The sequence below is a fragment of the Paenibacillus sp. MZ03-122A genome (assembly GCF_024213325.1).
Classification (GTDB): Bacteria; Bacillota; Bacilli; order Paenibacillales; family Paenibacillaceae; genus Paenibacillus; species Paenibacillus polymyxa_B.
The window spans coordinates 128,991-155,139 of sequence record NZ_JANAVI010000009.1; the positions used below are offsets into that span (position 1 = coordinate 128,991).

Below are 26,149 nucleotides of genomic sequence, written 5' to 3' on the forward strand. Positions count from 1 at the left end.
TGTCCATCTTGCGGGTTGCGGTTCATTGTGTTTTTCAAAGGGGCTTTGTAGTGTTTGCAACCAGGTTGCGCCTTTTATTGGCGAATTCTTTGACTTATCGTTTGGACTTTACTGGAACTGGGGTTCCTTTTTTAAATCGAGTCGGTCTTCTCGGAATTCTGTTAATGCCGGAGTCCTCCGATTTGGAAGGTAACGCTCTGCGAGTTGTCTTTGTTGAGAGTAAGCTTTGGTTGGTTCTGCTAAACTCAACAGTGTAATTTTCTACAGATGAATCAATGGCAAGTCGGCGCATCCCCACTCGTCTGGATGATCCTCTGCTATCGTTCCAACACCAATGAAAATCATGGCTAGTATTTCTCGGAAGCCGTGTGCGGTACGTGCCACGCCATGTATTTCTGGAGTGATCTTCAGCATAATAATAGAATGTGGTTCCCCCTACAGACCCGCTCCATATTTCTCTCGTATCACCAGGCTCTAGCCGATACCAGCCCATTTTAGAATAATTCATGGGATGACAGTCGGAATCAGGATAAGCATAGGCAGCATAGATCGTGTTACTCGTGTTGTTTGTAAAAAAAAGGCTCATCATACACACTTCTTTCCTCGTAAATTTGTATTGCAATGCATACTATGAGGAATTTAGAAGAAGAGAGTGGACAATATCTCTCAATCTATGAAAAATGAACCAATCGTTTACGTCCAACTTGCTGTTTTTAGAGATATGCCGCCATTTATTGTTCTCCGGTTGATAGCTGTACACTGTCCAACAAACAGAACGATTCTATGACTGTATCTCCGCTGTTGCTTTAGTATGAGCCGTCTTACGATCCACAATGTAGCTAACTATCATGAGTAGCAGACCGCCGACAGTGATTAGCGATGCAACCCATGGAATAGCGGCTAACCCCATTTGATTAATAACGACTCCACCGATAAAAGCGCCGCCTGCGTTACCCAGATTCAATGCGGAATGACTGGAGGTAGAAGCAAGCAAAGGAGCCTCATAGGCCAGATTCATGATGCGAACCTGAATACCCGGCATGATGCCGAACGCAGCAATGCCCCAGATAAAGACGGTAATGACGGCCAATACCTGGCTTTGAAGCGTAAATGTCAGAATGGCCAAAATAATAGCCAGTACAGCATAGTTTGCGATCAGAGATGGAAGTAGTCTCCAATCCGCAAGCTTGCCGCCAACGATATTGCCGATCGTTACCCCTAGACCAAACAGGACGAGAATCCAGGTAATGCTATGTTCGGCAAAGCCACTAATGTCCGTAAGCAAAGGCGTAATGTACGTAAAGACAGTGAACAGACTACCACAACCGACTGCACCTGTGAGCAGCATCAGCAGCACTTTTGGATTCAACAGGCTTTTGACTTCTTGTTGGAGACTGGAAGGCTTGTCCTGGTGAATTACCGGAATGTAACGAATGATACCAAAGAGAGAAATCAAGCCGATGACCACAATAGCTCCAAAGGAAGCACGCCAGCCGAGTTGTTGTCCGATAAAGGTTCCAAAGGGCACACCAATAATGTTCGCCACGGTCAAACCGGTCAGCACCATAGAAATGGCACCCGCGCGCTTGTCAGGACGAACCAGTCGGGCAGCGATCAGGGAACCGGCTCCCAAAAAGGTTCCGTGCGATAATGCAGTAGCCATACGGGCCGCAATCAGAAATTCGTAACTGGGAGCAATGACGGAAAAAAGATTGCCTAAAATGAATATGGTCATGAGTAGGCATAGCAGCTTTTTCTGCGGAACCTTATGGGTTAATACAGTAAGCACAGGCGCACCAATGGCTACACCAAGCGCGTAACTGGTGATTAACTGCCCGGCTTGCGGAATCGTAACATGAAGATCATGGGCTACATTGGGCAGTAGTCCCATAATGACGAATTCGGTCATGCCGATGGCGAAGGCACCAAGGGTCAACCATAGCAAGGAGGGGGGAAAGCGATTTGCTGTCATATTTTCTTGATTACTCATAAGTGTCTTGTATCCTCCTGGAAAAATAGTAATGCGAGTATATCATTACAGGCGATATCTGGCGACCCATTTTGCAAGAATTTTACATACTAAGTTGATGAGTTTTATGTAATTTACAAAAGCGACAGGTAGGAAGGAGCCAAGTATGTTATTTTGGTAGTATGATATTAAGATCGTAAATGACGCTGTAAGGAACGATCTAAGGAGGATACAACGATGGCACCTAAAGTGGTACATAGTATTACAGATTTAATAGGAGATACACCTTGTGTAAGACTCCAACGGCTCACAGGGCCGCAGGATGCGGAAGTGTATGTGAAGCTGGAGTATTTTAATCCAAGCGGCAGTGTTAAAGATCGGGCGGCGGGCAACCTGATTGCCGAGGCTGAAAAGGCAGGACATCTAAAGCCGGGAGGCACCATTATTGAGCCGACGAGTGGCAACACGGGAATTGGTCTTGCGATGAATGCGGCAGCCCGAGGTTACCGTGCAATTTTGGTGATGCCCTCGAATATGACGAAGGAACGGATCAATATTCTGAAAGCCTACGGGGCTGAGGTCGTACTGACACCAGCGGAAGAACGGATGCCAGGAGCGATTCGCAAGGCACTCGAACTGGGGGCTGAAATTGAAGGGAGCTTTATCCCGCATCAATTTGAAAATGAGGCCAATCCCGATATCCACCGCACGACGACGGCACTGGAAATTTTGGAACAGACGGAAGGGAAGCTGGATGTGTTCGTCGCTTCTTCGGGAACGGGCGGTACCATTACGGGAACAGGTGAAATGCTACGTCAGCATTTGCCGGATCTGCGGATTGTTGTAGTTGAGCCGAAGGGTTCGCCAGTGCTATCTGGAGGAAAACCCGGTCCACATAAGCTGGTTGGCACCAGTCCAGGCTTTGTTCCCACTGTGCTGAATACGGAAGTGTATGACGAAATCGTGCAGGTTTCCGATGAGGATGCGATAGCAATGACACGAGCGATTGCTGCCCAGGAAGGGATTCTGGTTGGTCCCTCTAGCGGAGCTACGATATGGACGGCGATTCAGGAAGCGCGGCGTTTGGGAGCAGGCAAACGGGTACTTTGCATTGCCCCGGATACCGGAGAACGTTATCTGAGCATGGGGATATTCGGATAAAAGATGTGGATGGGGACCAAAGTGGAACACGACCGTAAGTAAGTGGTAAAATAGGTGTGTGATAGCGGTTCCACGAACTATTCATATGTGGATGAAGCAGAGAATATTTTGAGGGTTGAAGGAGGAGCAGCATGAAGATTATGCCTTTACAGAAACGTGGAATCTCCGATAGTCGGCTGGCGCTCGGTTGTATGCCTTTTGGTGGAGAATGGAGCCATGCACCGTTTACGCAGGAGCATGTCGTTGAAGCGGAAAGAGCTGTAGAAGCTGCACAATCCATTGGGATTACGATGTTCGATCATGCGGATATCTATCGTATGGGGAAAGCGGAAGAGATTTTCGGCCGGATTTTAAAGGGACAGCCGGGCTTGCGTGAACAAATCGTAATTCAGTCCAAATGCGGCATTTTTCTGCCAGATGGTACGCTCCCGGGCCGCTTTGATTTCTCATATGCTCATATTATGGAGTCCGTGGATGGTATCCTGAAGCGTCTGGGTACCGAATATTTGGACATCCTGCTGCTGCATCGCCCTGATCCGCTGGTAGAGCCGGAAGAAGTAGCGAAGGCGTTCAGCGAGCTTAAGACATCTGGCAAAGTACGGCATTTTGGCGTTTCCAATATGAATGTAAGCCAAATTCGGTTTCTGGAACGGAGCCTACCGGAGCCGCTAATCGCTAATCAGCTGGAAATGAGCCTGGCCCATCTGCATTTTGTAGATCAGACAGTACATGTGAACCAGCAGGCAGGGACAAATGTACATTTTGGCGAAGGTTTGATGGAATATTGCCAAACCGAGGATATTCAACTCCAAGCCTGGGGACCGCTGGCGCAGGGACGTTTTAGCGGAGGTCCTTTGGAAGGGCAGCCTGAGCATGTCGTTAAGACGGCAGAACGGGTGCAGAAGCTAGCTTCTGAAAAGGAAACGACACGTGAAGCGATCGTCCTTGGCTGGCTTATGAAACATCCGGCACGGATTCAGCCTGTCATTGGCAGCGCCAATCCTGAACGAATCAAGGCATGTCAGGATGCGGAACGCCAGAGCGAGCTGATGACCCGTGAGGAATGGTATGAATTGTATGTCAGTGCGCGCGGACAAGCCTTGCCATAAACTCGTACTTCGGACCCGTTTGTTACAGCAGGCGTATGTGGATGTAAGTGTATGACCTCGTTTATACGAACTGTAGTTTAATAAGGCCCTCCCTTCGTCTCATTAACAGACGGAGGGAGGGCCTATTTACATGGATACATCTCATATTGCCTCATTAGCTATTCCTCTTCGTAGCGTGCAAGGGCCTTGGACGTTGTTTCCTTCATTCGTGAAATCAGCCGGGAGCCTTGGACGACCTTGACACGTTTGCCAAGGAAACGGATTTTGGATAGCACATATTCACATTCGTCTGCCTGGAAGGTGAGCGTAATACGATAGGTATCTGCTTCCTGAACATATTCGACCTCTTTTTCAAAGCAGGAAAAAGCATATAAAATACGAGACATTTCACCGTTGTATATGGGAATAATTTCGATGATGCCCTGCTCTTTGCGCGACTCCAGTATGCCGAGTATACGTTGGGTGAATTTTTCGGTCTCTTCGGGTAGAAGCTCATCTTCCGTGATGCTCACGATATTAGACAGCTTGGTAGACATGAGCGCACGGTGTCTGCGGTTATACCACAGCAGGCTCCATTCTTTTTTGACCATGGAGAACTCCAGCTTATATGGAAAACCGGACATTCGCTCATGCATGCGTCCGTTGCGCAGTTTGTAGGTCATACAGATGCCTGAACGGGACCGCAGAATGGGACGCAATTCACGCAGGAGTGGATGATATACCGAGACAGCAGGGATACCTGCTTTTTCCCGCAAACTTCCATCGGCCTCCAGCGGCTCGTCGTCTGCGAGCATCTGCCGAAGCTTGTCAAGCGTAGACGGGGTGAAGGCCTCTATTGCTGCCGAGTCTGTCAGCATAGATTGGAGCCAGACTCTTTCCTGCGATGTGGTAGCAAAAGCGCCCGATTCATCCAGCCGAGAGACGATCTGATAGTTAAATATTTTCTCGAACAGGCTCATAATAGGCTTGCAGCTCCTTCCATTCCTGTCTGAATTCCTTACGCAGCTGCTGGGGCTCCAATACCTCACAGCTTGATCCAAAGCTACGAATCCACGGCTTAATCTCGGTGATTCCATTCACTGTGATTTCATAGATAAAGGATTCACTTTCTTCCTCCGCAATCATACCCCACTGTCCCTGTGACAGCACACGTTCCCGAATAAAGTTGCGCTTCGCGCCCTCAGGATTAAAAAAACGTACCCGTACCTTCACAGGACGACCGGTATCAACAAGCCAGCTGTACCGCATTTTTTCTTCCAACACCGCTAGCAGATCGGCATGAAACTGCTCTGGTACAGGCTTGCCCTCCACCAATTGAGTCATGCCCTCCATACGAAACTTCATGATTCCTTTACCGCCTACATGACCAAGAACATACCAACGTCCATATTGATGATCATAGATGACTTGCAGGGGCAGAATGGTATGTTCACGGCCCTCCGTCTCTTTTTCAAACAGCGGGTTTGTGTTCTGTGACCCGTACATGCTTCGTTTGGATGTCGAAAAATATAAAAAAGTTACACAGCGACGTTGCCGAATGGCATGCAGAAGCGGATGAATATGGGCTTCGTCCAGAATGCGTGAATAATAGTGGTATTTATATAAAAAAGGTTCAATCATATCCCGATCTCCGGCTTGACGGCGCATAGCTTTTTTTAGATGATCTCGCAACAGATATCCCTGAACAGAGGGAAGCTGGGTGTTGGCCATAATGTCTACAAAATCATATAAGTCCAGTAATTCCTCGTCCGTCAGTCCTGTCACCAGATCGTTGCGGACAGCATAGCGGTAAGGTCTGCCGCCGGGCTCCTTGCGAACCACGCCCACTTCGACCAGATATTTCAGATCGGAACGAATCGTTTTTTCATCTGGCAGCGAACTGTCGGAAGGCAGCCCGTTGCAGCAAGCATCCAGCAATTCCATAGTGGTCAGAGGCTGTGACTGTAGCGCTGTCAGCAGAAGAGATAAGCGGACGCTTTCTGATTCCTTGAGCGATTTGGCCCGAAACAGGAATAGTAGTAATGGATCAGCGGATTCGTAATAATTAAAGCGCAGCATCCCATTAAAATCATGTCCCTGGTCCTCAGGCAACTGCTGTTGTACGGATTGGACGATTTCCTTGAGACGCCGGATTGTTTTATCAAAGGTATGCACTGAAATGCCCAGTCTGTCTGCAAATTGCTGCCGATTATAAGCGCCGCTGGTCAGTGTGAGCATGCGCAGGAATTGAATTTCTTTATCAAAACTCTCTCTCGCCATGATGCATTCCCCGTTTCTGTTGCCGTTCTCCGAAAGCAAGTATCCCTTTATTCTAACAGGGAAGGGATGCAGGAAAAAGGGAATTTATTCATCTTTGTAATACTTTCACCATGTTCACGACATCCAAAATAAAGCATCATAGGAATATAACATAGCACGATGAAATAAGAAGCAATACATAACAGAAGGGTGATGCAACATGTTTGGACGGGAGAGGAAACGGCTATGCGTCTTCGCCGCTTATTAATAGGTGAAACGGATGAGTCGATTAGAGAACAGATTCGGGAAATACTTTAATGATAAGGGAGGGAACAACATGACAGATGTGAAGCATGGGCAGGGTTTCATTCAACCAGAAATGCGCGAAACGATTTTGCGTGAGCTGCGCGCGTTGGAGCAGGAGGAGCAAATACGTATTATATACGCCTGTGAATCAGGCAGTCGGGCATGGGGGTTTCCTTCACAGGACAGTGACTATGATATACGATTTATCTATGTAAGACCCATAGAATGGTATTTGTCTATTTTTGATAAGCGGGATGTGATTGAGCGGCCAATCAGCAATTTGCTGGATATGAACGGCTGGGATTTGAAAAAGGCACTCCATTTGTTTCGTAAATCCAATCCGCCTTTGCTGGAATGGCTGCAATCTCCGATTCCCTATCTGGAGCAGTATTCAGTGGCTGCCCAGATTCGTGCGATATCGCCGTTAACCTTCTCTCCGAAGTCCTGTATGTACCATTATCTGAATATGGCGCGAGGAAACTATCGGGATTATTTGCAAGGAGAACAGGTGAAAATTAAAAAGTACTTTTATGTACTACGCCCACTTTTGGCCTGTGGCTGGATTGAACGTTACAACAGCATGCCTCTGATTGAATTTGGAGACTTGCTAGAGGAATTAATTCCGTCAGATACAGAACTTTATCAGGTGATCGGGCATTTGCTGCAACGTAAAAAAGCGGGCGAGGAACTGGATATGGAGCCACAGCTTTCGGTGGTGAATGATTTTATCCAGCAGCAAATTGCTTATTTTGAACAAAAGGCGCCCTTGCTTCAGCATGTGGAGAGTGGACGGGATCAGCAGTTGGATGATTTGTTCCGCGCTGCGGTGAATGAAGTATGGAAAGCATAAGCTGGGAAGGAGAAGTCGAGTATGCACATCACGCTAAAAGCAACTGGAACCCATGCAGGGATGATTTCGCATTTGCTTGCTAAGAATCCTTACAATACGTATGATCGCACAGAAAAAGGCGCACGTGTACGCATGGTGTACACCGTTTTTACCGAGGAAGAGGCTGAGATCGTCATTCAGGCCTCGCCAGATTCGATAGATTTGGTCAAAAACAGTCCAGACAGCTATGACATTACACAATATATTAATGACCGGGAGTTTGTAACCAGCAGCTTATTTTGCACTTATATTCGTGGCTCGCTTGGCACGGCCCTGAACGGCAAACCCAAGGAAGACTATGTAGGATGGGTGACGCACCCTTTTGCGCTGGAGTTATCGTTTGGGCCCATTGCTTCGGATTTGCCGGATTCTGTGGTGGAAGGACTATTTGCTCCGCTGGGTTATCAAGTGGCTATAGAACGAGGGGAAGCGGACTATTCTTTTCAGCTGAAAAATCGAAGCACCGTCAGATATGTCACATTAAGTGGTCATCAGACAGTGCAGTATGCGCTTCGTCAGTTATTGCTGTTGATTCCGGTGCTGGATAATTATAAGCACTACTATATTAGTGAAGAAGAGTTTGACAAGCTGAGACGTTACGGAGAAGGCTGGCTGCCAGAGCATCCACTACGCGAGCTGATCATTCGACGCACGCTTCGTTTTACCAATTTGATTGAGCAATTTGAGCAATCTGATTCTGCTGAAACAACAGGTACAAAAAAACACATTGAAAAGGATACTGTCCAAGCTCAAAAGGATAAGCACGAACAGGTTCAACAGCAAGAACAGCCACAGGAGGAAGGGAAGCAGCAGCCTACTGTACGGCTGAATGAACTGCGATATCAAGCCATTATGGACGTGATTCGCAAGCTGCCTCGAAGACAGAAAATCGTAGATTTTGGTTCAGGGGAAGGGAAGCTATCGGCTCGGATGGCCCGAATGACGGGTATTGAAGAGATTTGGGCGGTCGAGCCGTCTGCGTATGCACAAGTGAGAGCCATGGAGCGTTTTGCCAAGCTGGAAAGGCATGCCGACGCGATCAGCCCTACACCCATGATGGGCTCTCTCTTTTATTATGACGAACAATTGCGGGGCAAAGATGTGATGATTCTATGTGAGGTCATTGAGCATGTGGATGAGCATCGTCTGAACCGGGTGATGAAGACAATTGTGACGGAGTATCAGCCGGGCGTGCTGATCGTGACGACTCCCAATCGTGAATATAATGAAGTGTATCGTATGAATCAGCAAGAGCTACGGCATGGCGATCACCGTTTTGAATGGAGTAGAAGCGAGTTTCAGGAACGATGTGAGCAGTGGATTGCGGAAGCTCCTTATTCGGTAGCGCTGAAGGGGATCGGAGAAGAGGTCGAAGGCTTTGGACAACCGACCCAAATGGCTATATTTACGCGCAGAAAGGAGCAGAAGGAAGCATGAGCAATTCATCCAAACATACGATTCATTTACCGCATGCTGGACTGGTTGTGTTGGTTGGGGCCTCCAACAGTGGCAAAACTACATTATTGGACAGGCTGGTGAGCGAAGGGATTCTACTGGAGACAGAAGTGGTATCCTCGGATCATTTTCGCAAGCTGGTCGGAGATACGGAATTTATAGACTGGAGTGGACTTCCAAGGCTGGAATCGGACGTACTGTTCTATGAGTATCAGCAAATGTCAGCTAAGGCGTTTGAGGCGATGGATACGATTCTGGCTATGCGCTGTCGCTTGAATAAACTGACGGTTGTGGATGCCACCCATTTGTATGCTGAGGACCGTCAAAAATATGTTCAGCTGGCAGCCAAGGCGCATGTTCCTGTGATGGCCTGGGTACTGGATGTACCCGAAGCTGTGCTGCTGGAACGGGATTTAGGCAGGGAGCATCCGCGTGGTCGCCAACGGGTCAAGCAGCAGGCACAGCTGTTAAAGCGGAACCTGCGTGGTATCGGTGAGGAAGGCTTTAACGCTTGCTATATCCTTGAGGATATAGAAGAAATGAATTTTGTTCGCCGTGCGCAGCCACTGTTTCATGAGATTGGCTCAGGTATTGACATCATTGGTGATATCCATGGGTGCTACCGTGAGATGCTGGAAGTGATAGAGCAGCTAGGATATACGGAAGATACGGAAGGACTATACCATCATCCAGATGGCAGAAGACTGGTATCTGTCGGGGACGTAATGAGCCGTGGCCCAGAATCGTTACAAGCGGTGCAGTTCTGGAAAAAGCACGTGGATGCCGGACTAGCGTATATGATTGACAGTAATCATGGCTGGAAAATCGGCCGTTATCTCGATGGAAGAAAGGTGACTCTCAGTCATGGGGATGAACGATTTGCAGAGGAACTGGCCCAGTATGAACAAAAAGCGGGCAAGGCAGCGGCGGAACAGCTTAGAAGTGAGTTGAGAGATTTTCTGCTACATGCACCTTCTCATCTTATTTTTGGCAGAAATGGATTGCGACATGTGGTCGTAGCTCATGCCGGGATTAAGGATCATTTTATTGGCAAACAGTCGGCACGTATTTCCGATTATTGCCGCTATGGAGATACGGAAGGGCAGGATGCTAACGGAAAACCGATCCGCAAGGATTGGTTCGTAGACCATGAATCGGGAGAAATAGTAGTATGGGGACATGATCCGAGACCGCAGCCTACCCTTGTGAACCAGACGGTGAATATTGATCAGGGTGTGGTATTTGGCGGTATGCTGACCGCTTATCGTTATCCAGAAAAGGAATTTGTCAGCGTTCCGGCACATGAGAACTATGCGAATGATCCCGATAGCCCACTTGTCCGGTGGCAGAGAAAACGGTTTTCCCCGCCGAATTTACGCAAGCTCATCGCTGGTTACAGTGTGCTGACGGAATCGTATGGCGAAGTGCGCGTACAAGGAGAATGGATCAAATCCGCTATAGATACCGTGTCACATGTGACTGTACCCATGGAGGAGCTGGTGTATATTCCACCGACGATGAGTCCTGCTCCAGCGGTGTCTGCAGAGGCAGGATATCTGGAGCATCCACGTGAGGCGCTGGCTTATTATCGTGGACAAGGAGTACAAACGATGGTTGCCGAGAAAAAACATATGGGTAGCCGGGCTATTTTGCTATTATTCAAAAACGAACAGGCTGCTGTTCAATATGTAGGCTACCCGACATTGGGAACGATCTACAGTCGGAGCGGGAGAGCTTTCTTTGAACAAAGCCTTGGGAAGCAAGTGCTGGAAAAGCTGAATGTGGATCTACAGACGGCTGGATATTTTGAACGGAACCAGACGGATTTTGTGTTGCTGGATGCGGAAATTGTACCGTGGAATCTCAAGGCTCGGGAACTGATTGCTGCACAGTATGCCCATGTGGGGGAAGCAGCTCTGCTGGATCGCAGTAAGCTGGTAGACAAGCTGAAGCAGGCGAAGGTTGCAGGTCGAGAGGTTGGAGACTGGTTGGAGGAAATGGAACAGAAGTACGCGAATGCTGTAACCTTTCAAGAGGCTTTTCAAAAATATTGCTGGGATGTGGACGGTCTGGATGAAATTCGTATCGCACCGTTCCATACGCTGGCACACAGCGGAAAGACTTTTTTCGACTATTCTCATATTTGGCATATGGAGCAAAACCGGGAGCTGGCTGGGCTGTCTTCCCTGTTTATGGAGACAGAGTATCGCGTGATTACGGACGAAGCAAGCGAGGAAGAGGTCATTCGCTGGTGGAACGAGATGACAGAGGATGGTCATGAGGGGATTGTGATCAAACCGGAACGATTTTTGATGAAAAATCGGGACAAGATGATTCAGCCTGCAATCAAGGTGAGAGGCCGGAAATATTTGCACATCATTTACGGTATGGATTATCTTGCCCCTGAGAATTTAAAGCGTCTGAAGCAGCGTCGAACGAACAAAAAGGAGCGTCATGCCCTGATGGAAGGAGCGCTTGGTGTGGAAGGCGTGGAACGTTTTGTCCGCAAGGATACGGTAGATCGTATTCATGAATGCGTCCTTGCCGCGCTATCTCTGGAATCGGAGCCGATTGATCCGAGATTGTAGTTTGCGAAGGAGGGATTGAGATGGAAAGGGGTACACCGTTAATTGATATTGGTGTGAACTTGATGCACCGTTCGTTTCATGCAGATCGGGAACAGGTGGTGGAGAGAGCCGCGGCTGTAGGGATTTCACCGCTGATTATTACCGGGACCAGTGTCCGCAGCAGTCGGGAGGCTTCTCAGTATGCAGCACGTTATCCGGGCAAGCTGTATGCGACAGCTGGCGTGCATCCCCATGATGCCAAAGACTGCAACGCAGACACGATTCAGCAGCTCCGCCAGTTGGCGGGTCAGCCGCAGGTTGTATCCATAGGGGAATGCGGATTGGACTATAACCGTGATTTTTCGCCACGTGATGTGCAGCGTCGATGGTTTGGCGAGCAAATCCAACTGGCGGGTGAGCTGAATATGCCGTTATTTCTGCATGAACGAGATGCACATGAGGACCTTGTCGCTATGCTTCGGGAGTATCAAGGGCTTGTGGATAAAGCGGTAGTGCATTGTTTTACTGGCACTGAACAGGAATTGCATACGTATGTAGAAATGGGACTGTATATCGGGATCACCGGCTGGATTTGCGACGAACGGCGTGGCAAACATCTGCGTGAACTGGTCAGAGATATTCCCTTGGACCGTCTGATGATTGAAACGGATGCTCCATTTTTGACCCCGCGTAATTTGCCCGTGAAGCCCAAAGAAGGGCGTAATGAGCCCGTGTATCTCGCTCATATTGCTGCTACGGTTGCCGAATGTACAGGTCGAAGCATGATGGAGATCGAAATCGCGACGACGGAGACAGCCAAACGTTTCTTCGGATTATAGGATTGTCAAAGCCATAGATGTGGTATATATTATAGTGAATTAAAAAAGCATTGTCGGGAGCTTGAGAAAGTCAGGCTGAGAGGGTGGCCCTTGCCACTGACCGTGAAATCTGATCTGGGTAATGCCAGCGTAGAGAAACCAAGAACACTATACAGGAATGCCGCTTGTTTTGCGGTTGTCGATAGATTCAATGTATGTCCTAACATTTTACCTTGACCCTGGCTTTGGCTTGGTATCAGTGTAGTAGCTTAGACTACTGGTTATATAAGGCATATCGACGAATGATGTTTTGTATGGTGCTTCACCTTTTACTGCGCATAAAGCTTGCCTGGAGATTCAGCTCCAGACAAGCTTTTTTTATGGCCAAGAGGCCAATTATAAGGAAAAAGGGGAGCACGCAATAATGAATACTGCTGTAAGAGCGTCCAAAGGGTTGAAGCTGACTGATATTTTGGTCACGATTGTGATATCTGTTGTGTTCGGGTTGGTCTACAAAATATGGGGACCTGCCTATGACTTGATGAAACCATTTGGTCTACACGCTGAGCAACTGATGTATGGCATGTGGTTTATGGCAGGCACGTTTGCTTATCTCATCATTCGCAAGCCGGGTGTTGCGATTTTGGCAGAGGTGGCAGCGGCAACGGTCAGCGCTTTTTTGGGAAGCGAATGGGGCATGTCCACCTTGTACTATGGCCTACTGCAAGGCCTGGGAGCGGAGCTGTTTTTTGCGGCTTTTCTATATCGGAACGCAAACCTGTGGGTTGCTTCGCTAGCTGCGGCTGGGGCGGCTGTCACTTCTCTGATTTTAGACTTCAGTTACGGGTATATTGATCAGCTATCGACCTGGAACTATGTTTTGTATATTGGATTTCGGATGATTGGCAGTATTGTGATTGCCGGGGTATTCGCGTTCTATCTGGCTAAGGCATTGGAGGTAACCGGAGTTACACGAAGTTTGAGACCTGCAACGGAACAAGATTATAAGGGGCTGGATTGATGAGCCGGGCAACCGAAGATGTGGTGGCTTCGATCACCCGTCTACGGTTGAAATTTCCCGGTGAGCAAGAGCTGCTTTTTCACAATATGTCTTTGTCTGTCCACAAGGGGGAAAAGCTGCTGCTACTGGGACCGAGTGGATGCGGTAAATCAACGCTGCTCCAAGTGTTAAGCGGTCTGATTCCACGCACGATAGAAGTGCCCATGAAATGCGATGCTGCTGTAATCCCAAGTGTCTCAGGTATTGTATTTCAAGATCCTGATACGCAGTTCTGTATGTCATATGCAGACGAGGAACTGGCTTTTGTGTTGGAAAATAATCAGATTCCCCGGGAACAGATGCAATCCCGTATTCGCGAGCGGCTGATACAGGTGGGTCTATCGACGGATGATATACACATGCCCATTGGCAACATGTCACAGGGAATGAAGCAGCGTTTGGCGATTGCGTCTGTGCTGGCTATGGAGCCAGAAGTGCTTTTTCTGGATGAGCCGACGGCTTTGTTGGACGAGGAAGGCACTACACAGGTGTGGGATACCATTCGCAATATTTCGGTAGACCAGACACTGGTGATCGTAGAGCATAAAATTAATGAAATCGTCCATGATGTGGATCGGATTGTGGTGCTTTCTGCTCAAGGGGAGATCATTGCGGATGGAAGGGCAGAAGAAGTATTTCGTGTGCATCGGCAGGCATTGTCTGAGTACGGGGTGTGGTACCCGGGAGTATGGAATGAATCGTCTTCGCCACGTTGGAGTGAATCAGTGACACAACAGAGTGGTGCGGGGACTGATTTGCTGGAGCTGGAACATTTTAGCGGCCTCCGCGGTTTAAGTCCAGTGATTTATGTGGAACATGCGCAGGTGAAGCCTGGCGACTGGATTGGCGTGGTCGGTGAAAACGGGGCTGGCAAAAGCTCGCTGCTGCTCTCCATGATGCGTTTACTTCGCACACAGGGACGTTATAGCGTGTGTGGGATTGAGGCAGGCAGTACGGAACAACTGGCAGAGCGTATCGGGTTTGCATTTCAAAATCCCGAGCTGCAATTCGTAGCGCATACCGTACGAAAGGAACTAGAGTATTCGTTACCCAAGAGCTTGTTTAGTGCTGAACAGTGCCGGGAGCGGGTGGATCGGATGCTCGTACAGTTCGGATTGGAGCGGCTGGACGAGCGTCATCCGTATCAGCTTTCGTTAGGCCAAAAAAGGCGGTTGAGTATTGCTACGGCCATGATCCGTGAGCCGGAAGTGCTGCTGCTGGATGAGCCGACTTTTGGTCAGGATGCGCGTAATACCTTTGTCATGCTGGATATGTTGGAGCAGTTGAGAGCGGCAGGCACGGCCATTGTGATGGTCACACATGACCCGGAAATTGTCCGTCGATATTGTACCGATATATGGCGGATTCAGAAAGGGGAACTACAGTATGAACCTGTCCTTTCCCCATCATAAAACATGGCTGCATCGCGTGAATCCGGGCTTAAAGCTCGTGATGTTTTCCATACTGTTTGTGGTCGTTATAGTCATTCATGATCCGAATGTCATGTTTAATGTTGCGTGTTCTATGCTGTTGCTGCTTGTCTGGTCAGGCCATCCATGGAAGAGGCTGCTGCTGTACGGATCTCCCTTTATATTGGTGTTTCTTTCAACTTCAACGGGCATGATGATGTTCGGCAAAGGGGGGACGACCTGGTGGACATGGGGCTTGATCCATGTGACGCAGGAAAGCTTTTACCGAGGCATGCATCTGGGCTTTCGTGCGCTGAGTATGGCTGCGGTAGGGTTGCTGTTTGGTTTAACGACTCGTCCGGTGGACCTTTTTTATTCACTGATGCAGCAATGGAGGCTCCCTCCGAAGTATGCGTACAGCTTCTTGGCAGCTATGCGGTTGATGCCCATGATGGTGGAGGAATTCCAGGCATTGAGACAAGCTCATCGCATTCGAGGCTTACATCAGCATGTGTCCAAATGGAATATGTATGCCACACTCCGCAGATATGCGATTCCGCTGCTCGCTCAAAGTATCCGGCGTGCGCAGCGCATTGCTATTGCTATGGAAGCTAAGGGTTTTGCTAATGAAACCAAGCGCACGTATTATTATGCGATTGGCTATTCGGCTGTAGATATTTTGTTTATTTTCTATTTTGTGGTGATGCTTACGCTGGCTTGGGGACTCGGTATCCGCTTTCCTTATGTAGGGGTATGGGATGTACGTTAATTGTTGTCAAAATGCTTTGCCCGTTTTCTGCTCTGTGGTATATTAATGCAATGGGAATTGACGGCTCGTACAGACCCGCCCGGGCTGGCGGGCTTATTACATTTTCCCGCAGAAATGGATCATCAGGAGGCCAAGTTTCATGATTACGCTGCATCAGGTAAGCAAGCATTATACCACCTCAAGCGGCCAATTTCATGCGGTTCAATCCGTGTCCCTTCAAGTGGAGGAGGGGGAAATTCACGGTATCATAGGTGCCAGCGGTGCCGGTAAGTCTACGTTGCTCCGGTTGATGAATGTATTGGAAAGGCCGGATGAGGGAAACGTGGTTGTAAACGGGGAAGATCTGACTCGCATGCCGGAAAAACGTCTCCGAGAAGCGCGGCGATCCATAGGGATGATTTTTCAGCATTATCATCTTGTTCACAATCGGACGGTCAGTGGAAATGTGGCAATGCCGTTAGAGCTGGCAGGTGTCGCGAAAAAAGAGAGAGCGGAACGTGTGCGCGAATGCCTGCAATTCGTCGGTTTAGCTGATAAAGTAGAACAGTATCCGGCACAACTGAGCGGAGGCCAAAAGCAACGCGTGGCGATAGCCAGAGCGCTGGCGAATCGACCTGCGGTGCTGCTGTGTGATGAGCCGACCTCGGCGCTTGATCCGCAGACGACCGCCGATATTTTGGGCGTGTTACGGGAGATCAACCGTGAACTGGGAGTTACCATTGTAATCGTAACGCACGATATGGATGTAGTACGCAATATTTGTACCCGTGTATCAGAAATGCGAGATGGGCAGCTACTTTCAACGCAGCGTGTAGCTGACACTGCGGTAGGTTCAACAGCGGGAGCAGGTGAAGCTGATGAATGAAATGCTGAGCATCATTGCGCAATATCAGTCTGAGATATGGAAAGCCATCGGAGAGACGTTTATCATGGTGGGGATTTCTATTGCAGCAGCTGTACTGTTAGGGCTTCCGGCAGGAACGATTTTGTATTTGTGTGGTAAAGGGCAAAAATATGAAAATCGACTGTTGTTCACCCTATTGAACAGTGTGGTCAATGTTATCCGCTCATTCCCGTTTTTGCTGCTCGTCGTGTTTATGATTCCATTTACACGTCTGGTCGTAGGGACGGCGCTGGGCACGATGGCTGCAACGGTTCCCTTGTCAGTGGTGGCCATCGCCTATTATTCGAGGCTGGTGGAGCAATCATTGCTCGAGGTGCCCAAGGGTGTAATTGAAGCCGCTACTTCTATGGGGGCATCCACCCTCCAGCTTATTTTTAAATTTCTGTACGTGGAGGCTCGTTCCGGGCTTGTACTGGGTTTGACCACGTCCACCATTAGCTTCATCTCCTACTCCACGGTGATGGGCATTGTGGGCGGCGGCGGGGTAGGCGATTTTGCCATCCGCTACGGTTACCAGCGTTTTGAAACAGGCTTGATGGCGTTCACCATCGTCGTCATGATTATTTTCGTACAAACAATCCAGTTCACCGGAAGCACCATATCCCGCCGGATCGACAAGCGGTGATGATAGGTTGTATGGTAATACACTTGCACCACCCACTATGGGAAATAAGAATGACTTTACAGTACCTCAAAAGCGGAGCGAAGAATTTGAATCTGAAGAAGCGTCAGCGTTCGCCTTTGAAATGGGATTCTAACCTATAAATTGTGTCATAAATTAGAGAGAATCCTATTTCAACAGCGATCGTAAGATCAAATCATTCGCGAAGCGGCTGTACTGTAACTCATTTTTTATCTTCCCAATCACAATTTACTTGGAGGTTCCTCATCAAATGAGTCGGAAAAACAACATGAAAACGAACTTGAAATTACTTACACTATTTGCTGTCGTTATGCTACTGGTTGCTGGATGCGGTGGTCAAAAGCAGGCTGCTCCAGAAACACAGTCTAAAGAAGCAAATTCCCAAAAAGAAGTGACCTTGAAAGTGGCAACGCTAATCCCACCGATGACAGATGTGCTGGATATCGTGAAGCCGCTGCTTAAACAGGACGGAGTCAATCTGGAAATCGTCGTGCTTTCAGACAATATCCAACCGAACAACGCATTGGCAAGCCGGGAAGTAGATGCTAACTTCTTTCAGCATGCTCCTTTTATGCAACAATATAATGAAAGCAACAAGTCTGATTTGGTGGCGATAAAACCTATTTACAACGCCATTTACGGCGCGTACTCCAAAAAATACAAGAACGTTAAAGACCTGCCGGAAGGTGCGACTATTGCCATTGCCAATGACCCGGCCAATACTGGACGTTCTTTAGTAATGATGGAGCAAAATGGTTTGATCAAGCTTAAAGAAGGTGTAGGCTATAATGCTACACAGGCCGATATTATTGAGAATAAGAAAAAGTTTGTGTTTAAAGAAGTGGATTTGTTGATGCTGGCGCGGTCACTGGATGATGTGGACATGGCTGCCATGTATCCCGCATATGCCAAGCCGCTCGGTCTGACACCGAAGAAGGACGCGCTGATTACCGAAAAAGACGATACGCACTTTGCCATTAATCTGGTAGCGCGTAAGGATAATGCAGATTCCGATGCTATTCAAAAGCTGGCAAAGCGAATGACTGGACCGGAAGTACGTAAATTTTTTGAGGACAATTACAAGGATAGCGTTGTTCCAGCATTTTAAATAAATAAGTATGTTGAAACATCGTTTTATGATGAAATACGACCTGTATAATGGAAGGAAGTCTGTGAAGAGCAGATGGTCTCCCTTGTGCAGGTCTTTTTTTCATCCTTAATATGGAAAGGAATTATCGAAAACAGGGTATAAAGTCTTACTTTTTAAGGTTTTAGGGTGTTGCACCGCTGCGAATTTTGGTCATAAAGGGCGATGGAGTAATGATAAGGAACATATTAAAATAAAAATACGAACAAACATTCGTTTTCGATTTTGTTAACGGTGTTTTTATATGGGTCGAAAAATTCAGCTGACAACGGGCCAAAAGCGTGAATAAAAAGGAAGGGGAACGACATGAAGCTGTTTGTAACTGTAAAAAGTTTGGGGAAGCGCAAGCCAGCACTCGCACGACAGGAAATAGAGCTGAGTCCTGCTCCAGAAACATTGCGAGATTTGATTACTGCAACCGTTGCTCTGAATGTTCAAAAGCTGCGGGAAAAGCAGGAGAGTGTCGCGCTGATTCCGTTCCTTACGGGAGAAGAAGTTCAGGCACAAGGCGAGATAGGCAAAGTGGGATTCGGTTCCATATATAATGATGGTGTCCCGGATATTAAGGATGCCGTGAACACGGCGATGCAGGCATTTGAAGATGGTTTATACAGAGTTTTTGTATGTGACGAGGAAACTATTGAACTCGATACTCCTTTGTCACTTAAGGATGGGAATGAGATTGTATTTATACGCTTCACAATGCTGGCTGGAGGCCTATGGTAGAGGGGGAAACGAAACATGCATCAAGAGAACAATGAGCAAGAATATTTCACCACACTGAAGGAGCGCGCGGCGCAACTGGATGTACCACAACAGGAGTTGGCTCAGTATGTTGTGGAACTAGGTAAGCTTCATTACATACAGGAGAATGAGGAGCCATTTAACGAATGTCAGCGAATATTAAAAGAACGGGCGACAGAAAGCGGAGAACCGCTGTTTAAGCCACTGACAGAGGTATTACATGCTCTAATTGGACAAACAGCGGGCGATGTATTCGCACATCTAACGGAGCATGTGACTGAATATCCATACAGCACAGGGTATGCGCGCAAACCGTTTCGCACTTCGGATATTACGGCCCATACTTCCCGGGTTTATAAAAGAATGGTGCAGTTGATCCGAATGGACTGTATCGGGTTCTCCGTAATGGATTATTTAACAAAAAAGGATTATGAACCAGGCAGAGATTACCGGATTCAGGAAACGATTGGTGACTGGATTGCTTATGAGCTGGATCACGGTAATTCACAGGTGCTTGAGGCGTTAAAAGCTATTATTTATGGGGATAATCAGGCGGCGTTACTTACGCGCAATATGATTAAAGGCATGCTCCTGAGTCATCAGGAGGAGAATTATCGCATGATCGGCGAGCTCTTGGCAGCCGCCAAACTCCAGGAGGGATTGCGCCAAAGTATCGTGGAACAAATGGATGAAGGAACCCCGGAGGCTCTAATATATCTGTTGAAGGTAATCATCGACCAAGGCTTCATTCGTTACAGTTCAGTGGTGCGGGCGCTTGCAGTATGGACGGGAATGGGCTTGGAATCCGCCAACCAGCGGGTCGTTCGTCAACTGATCGAGCAGGCATATGAAGCATTGATTCGTAGTGAACTGCGCCAGGAATGGCTGACCAGCTCAAATGCTAATGAAGTTTATATGAGTTTGTGGGCTACGGCAGTACATGAGGAACGTGATTTGTATGGACAGGTTCGGAAACTCATGGAACAAGGAGTAACTTACCAGAAGATCGTAGCACTGTATGTACTGTCTAACAGTGACAACAAGGATGTGCGCCTCGGAATTGCGAGAGAATATCTGGGTGAAACGGACCAAGAGCTTCAATATTGGATACTGACGAACTATACAAGCAATTATTTTTATGAATGGGTAGAAGGCGGGACGGTCGCGGATCGGATCGTTAAAGTGGTGCGTACTCCTTTGCTGGAGAGCAAAGAGGAGCGGCGTAAGGATTTTGAACGACTTCATAACCTGTTTGTACATATGAAAAAGGGTGAGTCCACCGAGCCCTCCAAGGTGCTGGATTTTGTTAATCTGTATCACCGCTCAGATGCACCTATTCAAAAAATGCTGTATCTCGCTGGTTATGATATGGATGCTTCCTGGATTGGGGAAATCATAGCCTTAAAGGAACAGATTAGCCCTAATCTGCGTGGCGAACTGTTGAACCATTTTGTGCAAAAACCTGAGGATGCGGTACAACGTGATTTTATTTTTTCCAGTTTGTCTGACAAAAGTATGAGTATCCGTGAGTTCGCTGTGGCCAAGGCGCGTAAGCTGACGCTGTCGGAACCAGAAATGCAACAAATGGAAGCCTTATTAAAGCTCAAGACGGGATCATTGCGCCAAAGTGTCATTGGTGTGTTGCTCTCACAATCGGAAGAGCCGCTCGCTGGCTCATTGGAACGCTTGCTGCGTGCTAAGGCGGAGCTGCAACGATTGGGTGGACTGGAAGTATTGACGAAGATATATGCAGACCCGGATCGTGCCGAACAGTATGAAAGCCTGCGGACTTTGGCGGATATCATTCAGCAACCTACAGCCAAAGAGGAGCAACTGCTGTCCAAGCTGGGACAGGAGGATGCTTTTACAGGGGCTAACGGTTTTGGACTGTACGATCCTAATGTCAAGGAAGCTTGGTTGGAAGAGAAAGTTGATCTGGGTGATTTTCGATTGGCCGATATTTTTGTTAGTCCATTGGAGAAGCTCAAGCAGTTCTTGAGTGGACTGGACGAGCTTGTTCATCATCATCGTGATGTGGAATATACTGCGGAGTATTATTCGGGCTACAAAGATACATTGCTTATTGGGACGAACCTTCGCCCTCTACGGCAGGTTCAGGTCGATGAAGAAGTAGATTCCAGACTGTCTTTATATCCTCTCTATGAGGAGTGGGACCGTTATTTGCAGGAAAGCGGCTTGGAAGCGCGTGAACTGCTGGAGCTTGTTTTTTATGACCGATTAGAGCCTATGGACCGAACGCTGGATCGCTATTATCGATACTTTTCTTTTAACATGGACTATTCAGAACAAAGCAAGCACAAGTTGCTGGAAGGATGGCGTAAAGATTTCGCTGAGCAAATGTATCCTTTGGATCGCATTAACGAGGTGCAGAAGTGGATGGCAGAGCTGACCTATTCCGATCAGGTAAGCACACTAGTTAATGCTTATTTTATGGACACATCCGGTGACCAAACATTTGACGTAATTGACCTTGCTTTAAATTCACTAATGCAAGGCATGCCTAAGGACAGACCTGAAGAGGATATGGGAATGCTCCATCTATTGTCTGGCCCGTGGGTGGCACTGGAGAAGGGGCAGGTCCATGATGATGAGTCCTTTAAGCGCTTTTTGCATACCTTTGTGAACTACGCAGAACTGCCAGGAGCGGAAAATCGTTTTTATTCTCCGCTGGATCTGGAGGATTACTTCAAAGCATATGAAAAAGGGTTGATTGGTGTAGGTGAAGTGTATCGGGAGCTGCTGGCTGGTAGTGAAAGCAGAAGACATATGAGTTCCTTAACCAATGCCCGCAATACATGGATTTCTAGCAAACCAGAATTTTTGGAGATACGTCGTACGGTTATTGATCGACTGCTAGAGGTTGAATTGGTTCGAGGTGATTTGCCTACCGAGGCTACGCCAAAGGTTATGGGCTTGAGCCAATTTGAAGGTATGGATTATTTCATCCGTATTCTGGAGGGTCTCGACAAGGAAACGTTTGTGCGTGGTTATGTGTACGGCTACGGTGATCGTATTACCAAAAAGGAATCGTTCAGCCACTTGCTCAAGGCATGTTATCCGAGTGATGGTGAGGATGCCACGTTGCTCAAGGAAAAGCTGAAGAACACTAAAATTACAGATAAACGTCTGCTGGAGGCGGCTATGTATGCCCCGCAGTGGATTGAGATTGTAGCAGACTATCTCGGTTGGGAAGGGCTTCGCAGTGCGGCATGGTATTTCCATGCGCATATCAATGAAGGTTTTTCGGCCGAGAAGGAAACGATTGTAGCTCATTACTCGCCGATTGCTCCGCAAGATTTTAATGATGGTGCCTTCGATATTCACTGGTTTCATGAGGCCTATGAGACGTTGGGCGAGGAACGTTTTGACCTGCTGTACGATTGTGCCAAGTATATTTCGGCTGGAGCCAATCATCGTCGATCCCAGTTGTTTGCAGATGCGACGCTGGGTAAGCTCAAACGGAGTGAAATGGAAAAATCAGTGGAGGACAAGCGAAACAAAGACCATTTGCTGACCTACAGTCTGATTCCACTTGCTCAGCCGCCTGAACCAGATATACGCGAACGTTATGATTTTATCCAGAGGTTTCTGGAACAAAGCAAAAAATTCGGCGCACAGCGTAAGGCCAGTGAGGCACTCGTTTCACGGATTGCGCTCGGGAATTTGGCACGTAACGCAGGCTATGATGACGTAACCCGTCTCGTATGGGATATGGAAGCTCGTAAGCTGGATGATCTTCGGTCTTATTTTGAGCCACATGCTTTGGACGAGACTACAACGGTGCAGCTCGTCATTGATACTGAAGGAGCGGCAGATATTGAAATTGTCAGCAAAGGCAAGACGCTGAAATCCATTCCGGCTCGTTTCAAGAAGGATGAGTATGTTACGTCGCTGAAGGAGCTTAAAGGAGATCTAGTGGATCAGTACCGCAGAGCTCGCAAAGAATTGGAACGCTCTATGGAGTCTGGTACGACCTTTATGGTGAAGGAATTGAGAGGATTGCTGGGTAATCCTGTGCTTGCTCCGTTGGTGCGGACACTGGTGTTCAAGGCTGATGATCACCTCGGATATTTTAATGAGGAAACGTTGGTATTGACGGCTCCTTTTGCTGAACAGCATACTATAGGAGAAGAGGATAAGCTGATTATTGCCCATCCCCTTCATTTGTTCGAAAGTGGTCGTTGGAGCGAATTCCAGAAGGACTTATTCGACCGCCAGATACGCCAGCCATTTAAGCAGGTGTTCCGTGAGCTGTACTTGCTGAATGCTGATGAACGTGCAAATGCGACCGTTTCCCGTCGATATGCAGGACACCAGGTACAGCCGAATAAAACGGTATCCCTATTGAAAGGTCGCCAATGGACAGTCAGCTATGAGGACGGACTTCAGAAGGTGTACTATGCTGAGAATCTGATTGCGAACCTGTATGCCATGGCGGATTGGTTCTCACCAGCGGATACCGAGGCTCCTACACTGGAGACAGTGCAGTTCTTTGATCGGACAACGTATAAGAGCGTACCGTTGAACGAAGTTCCTCCTGTTCTGTTCTCCGAAGTTATGCGGGATGTGGATCTGGTCGTCAGTGTTGCCCATGTAGGTGGCGTTGATCCAGAGGCCAGTCTGACGACCATTGAAATGCGTAGGGTTATTGTGCAGGAATCACTTCGCCTGCTGAAAATTAGCAATGTACGCTTGGATGGGAATTATGCACGTGTAGATGGGACTCTTGGCGAATATGCTGTGCATCTGGGAAGCGGGGGTGTCTACAAGCAAGCGAAGGGAGCACTGCATATTATCCCGGTGCATTCGCAGCATCGTGGACGCATCTTCCTGCCGTTTCTGGACGAGGACCCAAGAACAGCCGAGATTCTATCCAAAGTTGTGCTGTTGGCCGAGGATCAGAAGATCAAGGACCCGCAAATTATTACACAGCTTCAAGCGTAGAATAGAATTCTGATATATATAGATTCATAATTAACTCAACGTTCGCACCTAAACAATGATTTTGCATCCTCGACTGTGTAGGTGGAAACTTAGTTTAGTTGCGGAGGTTGAGTTATTTAATATTGAGCGTTTATCGAGCACGAATAAGGAGATATGGGTAATATTTTAGGTTCTGTGGTTTGATAGGAATCTAACAGTATAACAATCGACGATCATAGGAGAACACAGCGATGAATAATAGTATCTTTCTAAAAGAGTACTCAACCGAGTATCAATCACAAGTTGTCGATTTAATTTTACATATTCAAAAAGATGAATATAATATCGCCATAACCAAAGAAGATCAGCCGGATTTGCTTGATATTGAAAATTTTTATCAGCGTGGTAACGGCAACTTCTGGGTGGCTCTTAGTGAAGGAACCGTAGTAGGGACTATAGCTTTGTTAGATATTAGGAACCGTAAGACAGCACTCAGAAAGATGTTTGTAAAACATAACTATAGAGGTAAAACATTCAATGTTTCGAATCAATTATTGCATCATGCCATAGGATGGGCTAAGGAAAGGTCTATTGAAGAAATCTATCTTGGAACAACACCACAATTCGTAGCAGCTCATCGTTTTTATGAGAAGAACGGCTTTGTTAGTATAGCTCCTGGAGAATTGCCGATTGGTTTTCCAGTCATGAAAGTGGATAAAAAGTTTTACAGATACGTCATTCAATAATGGGTATAAATGAAGATGCTGCTAGGCCACAAAAGAAACCGTCGTCTAGCAAATGTTTCTTTTGTTTAGGACAGGCGTTTGCTAGAATAAAAGGGTATGTTGTAAGTCAACGTTAACCAAATTGCTGGGAGGGACACAAGTATGAGCAAAAAGATTAAATGGGGAATTGTCGGCACAGGCTGGATCTCAGATCAATTTGTGGCGGATTTGGCGCATGTTACGAATGGAGAAGGGTATGCTGTTGGATCACGCACTATTGAAAGCGCTACCGAATTTGCAGCTAAGCATCAAATATCAAGGGCTTACGGGAGCTATGAGGAATTAGCACAAGATCCCGAGATAGATGCTATTTACGTAGGGACTCCTCATCCTTTTCATAAAGAGAATGTTCTGATGGCTCTTCGGGCAGGCAAAGCAGTCTTGTGTGAGAAACCCTTCACCGTCAATAGCAAAGAATTGGAGGAAATGATCGGCTTTGCACGTGAGCGTAAGCTATTCCTGATGGAAGCAATGTGGACACGTTTTTTGCCTCCGATTCGCCAAGTGCGAGAGTGGATACATGCGGGTCTCATTGGCGAGGTAAAGCTGGTTAAGGCGGAATTTGGTTTTCGGGTAGATTGGAACCCGGAGGGGCGGCTTTTGAACCCTGAGCTGGGCGGAGGTGCTCTATTAGATGCAGGGATTTATCCGGTTTCTTTTGCTTCAATGGTCTTCGGCCCTGAACCTGAGCATGTATGGAGCACTGCTCATATCGGTGAGACAGGCGTTGACGAGACATTTTCGATCTTGCTGGATTATGGAAAAGGACGCACGGCTATGCTTAACGGGGCAGTCCGTCTCGGATTGACGAATGAGGCATACATCCATGGAACAAAGGGCTATATCCACATTCCGTCATTCTTGAACAGCACATCGGCTACTTTAGTTGTGGACGGTGAAGAGGCACAAAACTTTCAGGATGACCGATCCTCTACAGGCTATGCCTTTGAAGCAGAAGAAGTCGGGCGTTGCTTGCACGAAGGCTTGCTCGAAAGTTCTACTATTTCTTTGGATGAATCATTAGGAATTATGAAACTGATGGATCAGATTCGTTCACAGTGGGGGCTTCGGTATCCGTTTGAATAATCACGTTAATTCCAGGGACCTTTCAGGTTCTCTGGAATTTTTTGTTTGTGAGCGTTTTTTTATACCAGGATTTTGCAAAATTCGATTCCAATCGCTCCGAAGTGCAATATATAGACGAACTAAACCATTTCGATCATACATAATTA

The 26,149-nt window shown here is 47.5% G+C and carries 20 protein-coding genes and 1 riboswitch; of the genes, 16 read left to right on the forward strand and 4 right to left on the reverse strand.

Going from position 1 to position 26,149, the window contains the following annotated elements; translation table 11 throughout:
• Positions 1-94: 94 nt before the first annotated feature.
• On the reverse strand, positions 95-589 hold the full coding sequence (locus tag NLX74_RS18930) for a DUF1036 domain-containing protein (RefSeq protein ID WP_254329635.1): 495 nt from the start codon (positions 587-589) through the stop codon (positions 95-97).
• Between the two features lie 192 nt (positions 590-781).
• Entirely contained in the window at positions 782-1,990 is a 1,209-nt protein-coding gene (locus NLX74_RS18935; protein WP_254329636.1) for an MFS transporter, read from the reverse strand.
• A gap of 216 nt (positions 1,991-2,206) precedes the next feature.
• Between NLX74_RS18935 and cysK the strand changes: the two genes are divergently transcribed.
• Positions 2,207-3,130 (forward strand): cysteine synthase A, encoded by a 924-nt coding sequence (gene cysK, locus NLX74_RS18940; protein ID WP_254329637.1) that lies wholly within the window; start codon positions 2,207-2,209, stop codon positions 3,128-3,130.
• Positions 3,131-3,261: 131 nt separating this feature from the next.
• Entirely contained in the window at positions 3,262-4,239 is a 978-nt protein-coding gene (locus NLX74_RS18945) for an aldo/keto reductase (RefSeq protein WP_254329638.1), read from the forward strand.
• Positions 4,240-4,397: 158 nt separating this feature from the next.
• Here NLX74_RS18945 and NLX74_RS18950 read toward each other — a convergent pair whose 3' ends face one another.
• On the reverse strand, positions 4,398-5,198 hold the full coding sequence (locus tag NLX74_RS18950) for a WYL domain-containing protein (RefSeq protein WP_254329639.1): 801 nt from the start codon (positions 5,196-5,198) through the stop codon (positions 4,398-4,400).
• Entirely contained in the window at positions 5,173-6,498 is a 1,326-nt protein-coding gene (locus NLX74_RS18955) for a helix-turn-helix transcriptional regulator (protein WP_254329640.1), read from the reverse strand. The genes NLX74_RS18950 and NLX74_RS18955 overlap by 26 nt, the downstream gene beginning before the upstream one ends.
• Before the next feature lie 316 nt (positions 6,499-6,814).
• Here NLX74_RS18955 and NLX74_RS18960 point away from each other — a divergent pair, with 316 nt between their 5' ends.
• The 14 genes from NLX74_RS18960 to NLX74_RS19025 all read left to right on the forward strand — a co-directional run bounded on the left by NLX74_RS18960 (position 6,815) and on the right by NLX74_RS19025 (position 26,003).
• The gene (locus tag NLX74_RS18960; RefSeq protein ID WP_254329641.1) at positions 6,815-7,633 is read left to right on the forward strand and encodes a nucleotidyltransferase domain-containing protein; all 819 of its coding nucleotides are present in this window, start codon (positions 6,815-6,817) and stop codon (positions 7,631-7,633) included.
• A 21-nt stretch (positions 7,634-7,654) separates the two neighbouring features.
• Positions 7,655-9,109: a 3' terminal RNA ribose 2'-O-methyltransferase Hen1 gene (locus NLX74_RS18965; protein ID WP_235307389.1), complete on the forward strand. Its 1,455-nt coding sequence runs from the start codon at positions 7,655-7,657 to the stop codon at positions 9,107-9,109.
• On the forward strand, positions 9,106-11,715 hold the full coding sequence (locus NLX74_RS18970) for a polynucleotide kinase-phosphatase (protein ID WP_254329642.1): 2,610 nt from the start codon (positions 9,106-9,108) through the stop codon (positions 11,713-11,715). Before NLX74_RS18965 ends, NLX74_RS18970 begins: the two co-directional genes overlap by 4 nt.
• A gap of 20 nt (positions 11,716-11,735) precedes the next feature.
• Positions 11,736-12,533 carry a TatD family hydrolase gene (locus tag NLX74_RS18975; protein ID WP_250259307.1) on the forward strand — a complete coding sequence of 266 codons (798 nt, stop codon included), beginning with the start codon at positions 11,736-11,738 and terminating at the stop codon, positions 12,531-12,533.
• A 44-nt stretch (positions 12,534-12,577) separates the two neighbouring features.
• Positions 12,578-12,687, forward strand: a riboswitch (TPP riboswitch).
• Positions 12,688-12,936: 249 nt separating this feature from the next.
• A complete protein-coding gene (locus tag NLX74_RS18980; RefSeq protein ID WP_061830613.1) occupies positions 12,937-13,533 on the forward strand; it encodes an ECF transporter S component in 597 nt (198 codons plus the stop codon).
• On the forward strand, positions 13,533-14,984 hold the full coding sequence (locus NLX74_RS18985) for an ABC transporter ATP-binding protein (protein ID WP_254329643.1): 1,452 nt from the start codon (positions 13,533-13,535) through the stop codon (positions 14,982-14,984). Before NLX74_RS18980 ends, NLX74_RS18985 begins: the two co-directional genes overlap by 1 nt.
• Positions 14,959-15,750: an energy-coupling factor transporter transmembrane component T family protein gene (locus tag NLX74_RS18990; protein ID WP_254329644.1), complete on the forward strand. Its 792-nt coding sequence runs from the start codon at positions 14,959-14,961 to the stop codon at positions 15,748-15,750. The genes NLX74_RS18985 and NLX74_RS18990 overlap by 26 nt, the downstream gene beginning before the upstream one ends.
• A gap of 139 nt (positions 15,751-15,889) precedes the next feature.
• Positions 15,890-16,615: a methionine ABC transporter ATP-binding protein gene (locus NLX74_RS18995; RefSeq protein ID WP_254329645.1), complete on the forward strand. Its 726-nt coding sequence runs from the start codon at positions 15,890-15,892 to the stop codon at positions 16,613-16,615.
• The gene (locus tag NLX74_RS19000; RefSeq protein WP_013308947.1) at positions 16,608-17,279 is read left to right on the forward strand and encodes a methionine ABC transporter permease; all 672 of its coding nucleotides are present in this window, start codon (positions 16,608-16,610) and stop codon (positions 17,277-17,279) included. The genes NLX74_RS18995 and NLX74_RS19000 overlap by 8 nt, the downstream gene beginning before the upstream one ends.
• A gap of 268 nt (positions 17,280-17,547) precedes the next feature.
• On the forward strand, positions 17,548-18,405 hold the full coding sequence (locus NLX74_RS19005; RefSeq protein ID WP_061830605.1) for a MetQ/NlpA family ABC transporter substrate-binding protein: 858 nt from the start codon (positions 17,548-17,550) through the stop codon (positions 18,403-18,405).
• A 345-nt stretch (positions 18,406-18,750) separates the two neighbouring features.
• The gene (locus tag NLX74_RS19010) at positions 18,751-19,170 is read left to right on the forward strand and encodes a hypothetical protein (protein WP_254329646.1); all 420 of its coding nucleotides are present in this window, start codon (positions 18,751-18,753) and stop codon (positions 19,168-19,170) included.
• Positions 19,171-19,185: 15 nt separating this feature from the next.
• Complete coding sequence (locus NLX74_RS19015; protein WP_254329647.1) at positions 19,186-24,153, forward strand: DUF4132 domain-containing protein; 4,968 nt, start codon at positions 19,186-19,188, stop codon at positions 24,151-24,153.
• A 230-nt stretch (positions 24,154-24,383) separates the two neighbouring features.
• On the forward strand, positions 24,384-24,878 hold the full coding sequence (locus NLX74_RS19020; protein WP_254329648.1) for a GNAT family N-acetyltransferase: 495 nt from the start codon (positions 24,384-24,386) through the stop codon (positions 24,876-24,878).
• 141 nt (positions 24,879-25,019) lie between these two features.
• Positions 25,020-26,003 (forward strand): Gfo/Idh/MocA family protein, encoded by a 984-nt coding sequence (locus tag NLX74_RS19025; protein WP_235307398.1) that lies wholly within the window; start codon positions 25,020-25,022, stop codon positions 26,001-26,003.
• Positions 26,004-26,149 lie beyond the last annotated feature (146 nt).

Coding starts and splice junctions, on each gene's coding strand:
- NLX74_RS18930 (WP_254329635.1), bottom strand. CDS start 589: ATGATGAGCCTTTTTTTTACAAACAACACGAGTAACACGATCTATGCT.
- NLX74_RS18935 (WP_254329636.1), bottom strand. CDS start 1,990: ATGAGTAATCAAGAAAATATGACAGCAAATCGCTTTCCCCCCTCCTTG.
- cysK (WP_254329637.1), top strand. CDS start 2,207: ATGGCACCTAAAGTGGTACATAGTATTACAGATTTAATAGGAGATACA.
- NLX74_RS18945 (WP_254329638.1), top strand. CDS start 3,262: ATGAAGATTATGCCTTTACAGAAACGTGGAATCTCCGATAGTCGGCTG.
- NLX74_RS18950 (WP_254329639.1), bottom strand. CDS start 5,198: ATGAGCCTGTTCGAGAAAATATTTAACTATCAGATCGTCTCTCGGCTG.
- NLX74_RS18955 (WP_254329640.1), bottom strand. CDS start 6,498: ATGGCGAGAGAGAGTTTTGATAAAGAAATTCAATTCCTGCGCATGCTC.
- NLX74_RS18960 (WP_254329641.1), top strand. CDS start 6,815: ATGACAGATGTGAAGCATGGGCAGGGTTTCATTCAACCAGAAATGCGC.
- NLX74_RS18965 (WP_235307389.1), top strand. CDS start 7,655: ATGCACATCACGCTAAAAGCAACTGGAACCCATGCAGGGATGATTTCG.
- NLX74_RS18970 (WP_254329642.1), top strand. CDS start 9,106: ATGAGCAATTCATCCAAACATACGATTCATTTACCGCATGCTGGACTG.
- NLX74_RS18975 (WP_250259307.1), top strand. CDS start 11,736: ATGGAAAGGGGTACACCGTTAATTGATATTGGTGTGAACTTGATGCAC.
- NLX74_RS18980 (WP_061830613.1), top strand. CDS start 12,937: ATGAATACTGCTGTAAGAGCGTCCAAAGGGTTGAAGCTGACTGATATT.
- NLX74_RS18985 (WP_254329643.1), top strand. CDS start 13,533: ATGAGCCGGGCAACCGAAGATGTGGTGGCTTCGATCACCCGTCTACGG.
- NLX74_RS18990 (WP_254329644.1), top strand. CDS start 14,959: ATGAACCTGTCCTTTCCCCATCATAAAACATGGCTGCATCGCGTGAAT.
- NLX74_RS18995 (WP_254329645.1), top strand. CDS start 15,890: ATGATTACGCTGCATCAGGTAAGCAAGCATTATACCACCTCAAGCGGC.
- NLX74_RS19000 (WP_013308947.1), top strand. CDS start 16,608: ATGAATGAAATGCTGAGCATCATTGCGCAATATCAGTCTGAGATATGG.
- NLX74_RS19005 (WP_061830605.1), top strand. CDS start 17,548: ATGAGTCGGAAAAACAACATGAAAACGAACTTGAAATTACTTACACTA.
- NLX74_RS19010 (WP_254329646.1), top strand. CDS start 18,751: ATGAAGCTGTTTGTAACTGTAAAAAGTTTGGGGAAGCGCAAGCCAGCA.
- NLX74_RS19015 (WP_254329647.1), top strand. CDS start 19,186: ATGCATCAAGAGAACAATGAGCAAGAATATTTCACCACACTGAAGGAG.
- NLX74_RS19020 (WP_254329648.1), top strand. CDS start 24,384: ATGAATAATAGTATCTTTCTAAAAGAGTACTCAACCGAGTATCAATCA.
- NLX74_RS19025 (WP_235307398.1), top strand. CDS start 25,020: ATGAGCAAAAAGATTAAATGGGGAATTGTCGGCACAGGCTGGATCTCA.